This is a genomic window from uncultured Fretibacterium sp., from assembly GCF_938030725.1.
Classification (GTDB): Bacteria; Synergistota; Synergistia; order Synergistales; family Aminobacteriaceae; genus Fretibacterium.
In genome coordinates, this window is sequence record NZ_CALHIQ010000053.1 from 1 (window position 1) to 8,097 (window position 8,097).

10 protein-coding genes are annotated in these 8,097 nt (G+C 65.5%); 6 read left to right on the plus strand and 4 right to left on the minus strand.

All coding sequences use genetic code 11. From position 1 onward, the window contains the following. The 3 genes from Q0629_RS03240 to Q0629_RS03250 form a co-directional block, all read left to right on the plus strand. Positions 1 to 634, plus strand: a 634-nt coding sequence (locus tag Q0629_RS03240) for an AEC family transporter (protein ID WP_298778878.1), incomplete at its 5' end; no start/stop codon positions are given. A 163-nt stretch (positions 635 to 797) separates the two neighbouring features. Further along, positions 798 to 1,301, plus strand: a complete 504-nt coding sequence (locus tag Q0629_RS03245; protein WP_298778880.1) for a PH domain-containing protein — start codon at positions 798 to 800, stop codon at positions 1,299 to 1,301. Positions 1,302 to 1,507: 206 nt separating this feature from the next. Then, on the plus strand, positions 1,508 to 2,194 hold the full coding sequence (locus Q0629_RS03250; protein WP_298778882.1) for a DUF2249 domain-containing protein: 687 nt from the start codon (positions 1,508 to 1,510) through the stop codon (positions 2,192 to 2,194). 61 nt (positions 2,195 to 2,255) lie between these two features. On the opposite strand, the gene Q0629_RS03255 is transcribed toward Q0629_RS03250, so the two are convergent. Then, positions 2,256 to 2,933 carry a Crp/Fnr family transcriptional regulator gene (locus tag Q0629_RS03255; RefSeq protein WP_298778885.1) on the minus strand — a complete coding sequence of 226 codons (678 nt, stop codon included), beginning with the start codon at positions 2,931 to 2,933 and terminating at the stop codon, positions 2,256 to 2,258. Between the two features lie 107 nt (positions 2,934 to 3,040). Beyond that, positions 3,041 to 3,505 carry an adenosylmethionine decarboxylase gene (speD, locus tag Q0629_RS03260; protein ID WP_366123006.1) on the minus strand — a complete coding sequence of 155 codons (465 nt, stop codon included), beginning with the start codon at positions 3,503 to 3,505 and terminating at the stop codon, positions 3,041 to 3,043. 268 nt (positions 3,506 to 3,773) lie between these two features. Here speD and Q0629_RS03265 point away from each other — a divergent pair, with 268 nt between their 5' ends. Next, positions 3,774 to 4,838 (plus strand): histidinol-phosphate transaminase, encoded by a 1,065-nt coding sequence (locus Q0629_RS03265; RefSeq protein ID WP_298778890.1) that lies wholly within the window; start codon positions 3,774 to 3,776, stop codon positions 4,836 to 4,838. 144 nt (positions 4,839 to 4,982) lie between these two features. Beyond that, positions 4,983 to 6,386 carry an MATE family efflux transporter gene (locus Q0629_RS03270; RefSeq protein ID WP_298778893.1) on the plus strand — a complete coding sequence of 468 codons (1,404 nt, stop codon included), beginning with the start codon at positions 4,983 to 4,985 and terminating at the stop codon, positions 6,384 to 6,386. 5 nt (positions 6,387 to 6,391) lie between these two features. Here Q0629_RS03270 and Q0629_RS03275 read toward each other — a convergent pair whose 3' ends face one another. Then, complete coding sequence (locus Q0629_RS03275) at positions 6,392 to 6,751, minus strand: cupin domain-containing protein (RefSeq protein WP_298778896.1); 360 nt, start codon at positions 6,749 to 6,751, stop codon at positions 6,392 to 6,394. Continuing rightward, complete coding sequence (locus Q0629_RS03280) at positions 6,745 to 7,389, minus strand: tetratricopeptide repeat protein (RefSeq protein ID WP_298778898.1); 645 nt, start codon at positions 7,387 to 7,389, stop codon at positions 6,745 to 6,747. The genes Q0629_RS03275 and Q0629_RS03280 overlap by 7 nt, the downstream gene beginning before the upstream one ends. A 193-nt stretch (positions 7,390 to 7,582) precedes the next feature. Here Q0629_RS03280 and Q0629_RS03285 point away from each other — a divergent pair, with 193 nt between their 5' ends. Then, positions 7,583 to 8,080 carry a prolyl-tRNA synthetase associated domain-containing protein gene (locus Q0629_RS03285; RefSeq protein ID WP_298778900.1) on the plus strand — a complete coding sequence of 166 codons (498 nt, stop codon included), beginning with the start codon at positions 7,583 to 7,585 and terminating at the stop codon, positions 8,078 to 8,080. Positions 8,081 to 8,097: the final 17 nt, after the last annotated feature.

Genomic DNA, 8,097 nt, shown 5'->3' on the forward strand with positions numbered 1-8,097 from the left:
GGCGGCCGCCGCCGTCGGCCTGCCGGTGATCTCCCTCTGGCTGGGGCAGGCGGGGGCCGAGGCCCAGATGCTCTTTGTGGCGGTCGGTATGCCGTACTTTAACCTGGTTCCGCTGCTGTTGGCGCAGTTTGCGCTGTCGGGCAGGACGGACGGAAGGACGTTCTTGAATGCGCTGGCGCGGACGGTGCGAAACCCCATCCTGCTGGCTGGCGCGGCGGGGATACTCATCGGGGCGGCGGGGTGGACGCCGCTGCTTCCGGATTGGTCCATGCGGGTCGTCGAGGTGCTGGGGAACTGCGGCAACGGCATGTCGCTTCTGGCGATCGGGGCGGCCCTGGCGCCTGAGAAATTGCTGCACGACATCCGCTCGGCCTGGCCGGACATGCTGATGAAGCTCTTCATCCACCCGGCCGTAGTCATGCTGGCGTTCGTCCTCTTTCCCGTTGAGAACCCCGTCTTGATGCGGGTGGCCGTGGTCGCCTCCGCCGTCGCGCCGGCCTTCAACTGCTACGTCCTGGCCGGCGGCTTCGGCATGGACAGCGACTACGCGGCCGTGTTGGTGGCCTCCTCGACGCTCCTCTGCCTTCTGACCCTGTTGTTTTGGATGTCGGTCGCATCCAGCGTCTTCGTGTGACGTTCGAGGCGGCGGGCAGCACTTCAACGTTCGGTCCGTTTGGGAGGGCTGGGACGGCGCAAAAAAATTGATGGAGGACGCGGGATTTTATCCGCAGGTTTCAGCCGTTTTTGCTATAATAGAAAATCATGTATCATTGATGACCTTTTGGGAGGCAGAGAGTATGGCTGGAAACGAGAAGATTTACAGGCCCGCGTGGAAGAGCTTCTACAGGAGCATCTCGCTGATCGTTCTGCTGGCGGCGGTCGTGATCGCCCTGACGATCCTGGCGCCCTTCCAGGCGAAGGTCAAGGGGGTCCTGTGGGCGGCGTGGGCCGTGGTCGCCATCGCCATCTTCCTGTACATGGTGGTGCGGCGTGCGAGCGTTTCCCTCACCGTGCGGACCGACGAGGTGGCGCTGGATCAGGGCATCCTGAACCGCAAGTCCATCGAGATCAGCTACAGCAGCATCCGCACCGTCGAGGTGACGCAGACGCTGATGCAGAGGATACTGAACCTCGGCGACCTCTTCATCGCCTCCTCCGGCACCGGGGAGTATGAGATGCAGATCAGGGACATGCCGGACCCCCACGCCATTCGCGACGAGATCCAGGCCAACGAGCGCAGCGTCAAGGGAGCGAACGCGAAGGCCGGCGCAGCGCAGCAGGAGGACGCTGAGGAAGCCTGAGTCCTCACGGAACGGAAGAAGCAGGGACCGTCGTCAGGCGGTCCTTTTTTGTTGGTCCAGAATTCGAACCCAGGATCGAACGCAAGCGCCGCAGCTCGCTCAAGGTGTGGTTACAACAACGCAAAAAGCGTTAGACGCATGGTACACTGTCCCCGTCGTGAAAAATTTGTCGGCTCCCCGGCGGAGCCGGACGGGAGGACTTAAAGATGAGTTTTGCGGACTGGAAGGACAAACGATCGGGCTTCAGGAGGATGGACGTGAGGGGAGTGGCCGGAAACTTCTTCCCCGGCCTGAAGAAGCAGGCGATGGAGCTGCCGGTGGGGGCGGGACTGGAGGTCGTCCAGACCTTCGAGCCCATCCCGCTCTACGCAGTGATGGAGCAGCTGGGGTTTGAACACCACACGGAGCGGGCGGCGGAGAACGAGTTTCACGCCTGGTTCTACCGCGTCGAGGTGCGAGAGGAGGACGGGACGATCCCCATGCGCCCCGCGGCGCTGACGAATTTCCCTTTGATCGACGAGGAGCTGGGTCGGGTTGCGGTGAGCTTTTGGGACCTGACGTGGAACGACGCGAAGCGGACACTTCCCTACGAAACGCGGCTCCTCCTGTCGCTGGCGAACGCGGTCGGCGCGGGGAGGATGCGTCAGGCGTGCCGGGAGCTGGTCAAGGCCTACGCCCATGGAGTCGATTCCGCGGCGTTGGGCGACGTGTTCGAGCTCCTGGCCTGGAATCAGGGGATCGGGTTCTTCAGCTCGGAGATCGGGCCGTCCACGCTGTTTCAGGCGTACAAGACGATCCGGCAGCAGGAGAAGCTCGGCAGGAGCCGGGAGGAGATCGGCGCGCTTTTGATGGAGCGCTTCGGCGAGAAGAACCCAGAGGTCGCGGTGCAGTGACGACGAAGGGGCGGTCCCTTTGGGCGCCGGGCGCATGGGCTGCGTCCGGCGTCGTTTCATCTCAGGGCCTGTTTGGGTCGGCGTGGGCGTCCCCGGACAGGATGACGAAGTGGTTCCTGTGGAACGCGATCAGCCCCGCGTCGCGCATCTTCCCCAGCTCCTTGGAGAGTGCCGTCCGTTCGACGCTCAGGTAATCGGCCAGCTGTTGGCGGTCGAAGGGGAGGTCGAACTCCCCGCTGTGCCGTTGGAGGGAAACGGAGTGCAGGTAGGCGAGAACCTTGCCGCGGATGGTCTTGGGTGACGTGTGGAAGCTCCTGCCCGACAGAATGAGGTTCTTGCGCGAGGAGATCGTGAGGAGGTTGCTCAACAGCCGGATTCGCCACAGGTCGGCCTGTCCCGGCGGGGTTTGGAGCGCGTCAAGCCGAAAGAACAGGACGCGGCAGTCCTCGTTGGCGCAGACGTCCACCAGGAGCACGGCCCCCTTCAGGAACGCATAGGTTTCGGCGAAGAACTGTCCCGGCCCGACGTGGCTGAGGATCGTCCGGTTCCCCCAGACGTCGTCGCTCTTGATCGTGACGCTGCCCTCCAGCACCAGCCCCATGCTGTCCGTTGTGTCCCCGGCGCGCAGCAGAGTTTCGCCCCTGGCGTAGCGGCGCTCGTGCGCGCACAAAACCTCCAGGGCCGTCCGGACCTCCGCCGTGTCCATGCCCCGGAACAGCTCCGTCTCGTTCAGCGGCACGTTCCTGTCCAGAAGCGATCATCCTTTCTACAAGCTCTCCACGAGCTCTCCACGAGCGCAACCCCGGCGAAAAAAAACGGGGGAACCGGCGACCGGCCCCCCGTTGGCTACGCCTTCGGTTGACCGGCGGAGCCCTCCTCTGCGGCCTTCTTGCCGTTGAGGTCCTCCTCCCAGGTGATGAAGGAGTGGTAGTAGATGCGGTCGTCGTCGTCCAGCCCGCGGGTGATCTCCGTGATGTGCGTGTGCCGCGCGTGTACCTGAGCCAGCACGAACTCCACGGCCACCATGGGCTCCGTCTTGGCGCCGCAGGTGTAGATGTCGAGCGCCATGTAGTTGGCCTCCGGCCACGTGTGTACGGAGAGGTGCGATTCGCTGATGACCACGCCGCTGACCCCGTTCGGGGGAAAGCGGTTGAACGATACGGACCAGACCTGAGCGTGAGCCCGCCTGGCGGCCTCCACCAGGATGTCCTGAAGTCGGACGACGTTCGTGATGGTGTCGTCACATCCGGAAGCCTCCACGATGAAATGAACCCCTTTTGGCGACAACGAGCCGCGCCCCCTCCCAATCAAGATGCTGCGGCGCGGCCCTCCCTGTGCAGGGAGCCGGCGCAACTCCGGCCTTGAGCGAAAGCCGCGGCAAAATTGTACCGATAAAGGCTGTCGTTGTCAAACAACGTCCCTGCAGTGCCCGTTCGGCCTCTTTCGGTTCGGAACGCGGGGGGAGGCTGAAAACCGCGTCCTTTTCGGGTAAAATAAATGGTGTCGTCTTGCACCTTCAGGGAGCGGCAGGCGGGGCCGTTCGCCTGCTTTGTTCGATACCAGGAAAGGGGCCTGTTCCATGAGCCGTTTTTTCAGCGCGAAGTATAAGAGCCTCATGCCCTACGTTCCGGGCGAACAGCCGCGGGATCGAAAATACCTTAAGCTCAATGCGAACGAGTCGCCTTTCCCCCCGTCCCCCAAGGCCGTGGAGTACGCCTCCGAGGCCTCGAATGTGCTGAACCTCTACCCGGACCCGGAGTGTACGGGGCTGACGGCCCGCATCGCGGAGCTGTGCGACGTGGCACCGGAGGAGGTGCTGGTGGCGGGCGGCTCCGGCGCGATCCTGAACCTCGCCTTCATGGCCTTCTGCGACCGCTACCACCCCGCCGCCTTCCCCGAGGTCACCTGCGGGCTCTACAGGGTGCTGGCCGAGCTGAACGGCGTCCCCTTCAAGGAGATTCCGCTGGAGGAGGACTTCACCATCCGCGCGGAGGAGTACATGGCCCTGGGCCGCACCCTCTTCATCGCGAACCCCAACGACCCCACCGGCCTGACGATGTCCATCCCGGACCTGGAGGGCATCGTGCGGCGCACCCCGGACAACGTCGTCGTCATCGACGAGGCCTACGTGGACTTCGGCGCCACCAGCTGCCTGCCGCTGATCCATCGGTACGGGAACCTGCTGGTGACCCGGACCTTCTCCAAGGCCTGGTCCCTGGCGGGGGCGCGGCTGGGCTTCTGCGTCGGCAATCCGGACCTGATCGAGGACCTCCGCAGGGTGAAGGACTCCATCAACCTCTGCAGCATCGACCGCGTGACCATAGCCGCGGGGCTGGGAGCCCTGTCGGACGCGGAGCACACGACGAACAACTGCCGCCTCATCCGCGAGAGCCGCCGCTTCGCCGCGGACGGGCTCGCCCTCCTGGGCTTCGACCTCACGGACTCCGTCGCGAACTTCCTGCTGGCCCGGCATCCGCGGGTGGACGGCAGGGCGCTCTACCTGAAGCTGCGCGAGAAGGGCGTCCTGGTGCGCCACTTCGATCACCCCGCCCTCGCGCAGTACAACCGCATCACGGTGGGCTCGTTGGAGGACATGCAGCAGCTCCTCAAGGTGCTGAAGGAGATCCTTGGGGAGGACGAGTGAGGCGCAGGGAGGCTGAGGCGGTAGGGCCCGGCGCGGGTGCCTCGGCCAAAAAAAGCCCGCTCTGCGGCTTCGGCGATTCGCTCTAGAGTGTGTAATGAAAAAACGACTGTCGGGGGGATCTGTGATGAGGGACGGAACAGGGCGGTGAGCGGAGGCCAGGGAGCGGCGCAGCGCGAGGGCGGCGCGGACATGACGCGGGGGGACGTGTTCCGGCATATCTTCTATTTTTCGCTGCCCTTTTTGGCGGGGAACGTCTTCCAGCAGCTCTACAACATGGCGGACACGTGGGTGGTGGGGAACTACGTGGGCGACGAGGCCTTCTCCGCCGTGGGGACCGTGACGCCCGTCATCAACATGCTCATCGGCACCTTCATGGGGTTCTCCAGCGGCGCGGGCGTCGTCATCTCACAGTACTACGGCGCGGGAAACCGCCAGCGGGTCCACGACGCCGTCCAGACCGCCGTGGTGATGACCGTCGTCCTCAGCGTCGTCTTCACGATCGTGGGCAAGGCCATGACGCCCCTCATGCTGCGCTTTATGAGGACGCCGGAGGACGTCCTTCCGGAGTCCATGGCCTATTTGGACGTCTACTTCTCCTACATCGCGGGGCTCCTGTTCTACAACATGGGGGCGGGGATCCTGCGTGCGGTGGGGGACTCCAGGCGCCCCTTCTACTACCTCGTCGCGGCGGCCTTCGTCAACGTCGTCCTGGACCTGGTCCTCGTCATCGTCTTCGGCCTGGGGGTGCGGGGCGTGGCCTACGCCACCGTCGTCTCCCAGGGGATATCGGCCCTGCTGGCCTTCTCCCTCCTCCTGCGCACGGACATGAGCGTGAGGCTCACGCTGCGGGACCTCAGGGTCGACCCGAAGCTCCTGTGGAAGATCATCCGGGTGGGGGTGCCTGCGGCGGTGCAGATCGGCATCGTCTCCTTCTCCAACGTCTTCGTTCAGTCCTACATCAACCAGTTCGGCAAGTATTGCATGGGGGGCTGGACGGCCTACCACAAGATCGACCAGTTGATCTTCCTGCCCATGCAGTCGCTGGGGCTGGCCGCCACCACCTTCGTGGGGCAGAACCTGGGGCGCGGTCTGGCGGACCGGGCCCGCCGGGGGGTGCGCACGGCGCTCCTCTGCGCCGTCGCCGTGACCCTGGCGGCCTCCGCCGTGGTCGTGGCCCTGGCGCCTCAGCTGGTGGCCATCTTCAACCCGGAGCCGCGGGTGGTGGAGTTCGGTGCGATGTTCCTGCACTTCCTGACGCCCTTCTACGTGCTCTGCTGCGTCAGCCAGGTGTACACGGGAGCGCTGCGGGGGGCCGGCAACAGCAAGGTCCCCATGGTGATGATGATCTTCTCCTTCGTCGTGTTCCGCCAGTGCTACCTCTTCGTCGTGTCCCGGTTCGTCAGCAACACGCCCCTGAGCATGGGGATGAGCTATCCCGCCGGCTGGATGGTGAGCAGCGTCCTGGCCGCGCTCTACTACGGCCACGCGCGCCTGGAGGCCACCCGACTGGTGGAGCGGGGCGAGGTGCTGGGCGCGGAGGAGGCGTAGCCCCGTCAGGGCGCGACCCGCCCTGCCTCGTTGTAGATGAGGGCCATGAACTCCAGGTCCGAGTCGGAGTTGTTCTCGATGCTGTGCCAGTGCCCGACCTGGATGAGGCAGACGTCTCCCGCGTGCACCTTCGTGACGCTTCGATCGTCGTCGATGAAGTCGCCCTCCCCCTTCAGGATGTAGTAGGGCTCCGTTTCCCCCACGTGCTGATGCCAGCCGACGCTCGACTTCGGCGGCAGGACGACGCGCGCGTAGAGCCGTCCGTGCCCCATCAGCTCGTCCTTCGACAGGACGTGGTGGACCCTGGCAGGGCCCCGTCCTCCAGCGAGCTCGCTGACCTCCGTGGTCCTCTCCCTTCTCACCATGGCGTTTCCCCCGTTTCGGCCCCGTCCTGCGGCAGGTCGCCGTCCTGGTCCATGCCGCGCCCGGACGCGCACATGGCGCTGAAGCACAGGGTGGCCTCCGGATCGCCCTGCGCCGAGGCCAGGCGCCACCACCGCACCGCCTCGCGGTCGTCCTGCGGCGCCCCGTGCCCGTGGGCGGACATCCAGCCGAGGCGGCACTGGGCCGCCATGAAGCCCCCCTCCGCAGAGGCCCGATACCACCGCGCCGCCTGCTCCTCGTCCGGCGCGACGCCGCAGCCGTAGACGTACATGTCCGCGAGGTAGAACTGGGCCCTCGCGCTGCCCTGTTCCGCCGCCGCACGATACCATCGCGCGGCCTCCGCCACGTCCCGCCCTACGCCCTGGCCGTTCTCGTACAGGACGCCGAGGCAGAGCTGAGCGTTCGGCTCGCCCTGTTCCGCCGCCGCGCGGTACCAGCGCGCGGCCTCCGCCGCGTCCTGCGCCACGCCCCGGCCGTTCGAGAACATCCTGCCGAGGCGGTACTGGGCACCCGCGTTCCCGCCTCCGGCGGCCGCAAGGAGCGCCTCCACGTCCGGCGCCTCGTCCCTGCCGTCCCCGGAAGGCTCCGCAAAGATATCTTCCATAGGGTCCTTTTCCATTTGAACGTTTGAACCTCCCCGCAGCGATCGCCGCGCCCTCCGGCCGCGATGGGCCCTGGGTGCGCTGCTCCATTCGCTCATTATATCCCAACCGTCGCCCTGGAGCCTGCGGCCGGAGGCTCAATGGTAAAATAGCGGGAGGAGGCCGCCCTGCGCGGGCGCTCCGTCGGGCGATCTTATTTTGGAGAGGGGCATGTTTGCTTTGGATGCGAAGGACGACGTTTACGCGGCGCTGAGGGAACTGGGCCTGTCCTTTGAGGTGGACGAGCACGAGCCGGTCTTCACCATCGAGGAGATGGAGGCACTGGGGCTGAACGAGAAGGGCATGGTGGTGAAGAACCTGTTCCTGCGGGACCAGAAGGGGAAGAAGCACTTTTTGGTGCTGCTGCCGTCGGACCGGCACGCGGACCTCAAGTCCATCGGAGAGCAGCTGGGAGCGGGGAAGCTCAGCTTCGCCTCCGAGGAGCGGCTGGCGAAGTACCTGGGGCTCTCCAAGGGGGCCGTCACGCCCCTTGGGATGATGAACGACCAGGAGCACGCCGTGGAGGTGGCCGTGGAGCGCAGTCTGACGTCCGAGCCACGGCTGGGCGTCCACCCCAACGAGAACACGGCGACGGTGTGGCTGTCGTGGCAGGACCTGAAGAAGTACCTCGAACACTTCGGCGCGAGGATGCGGACGATCAAGCTGTAGAAAAAACGGGCCCGCGG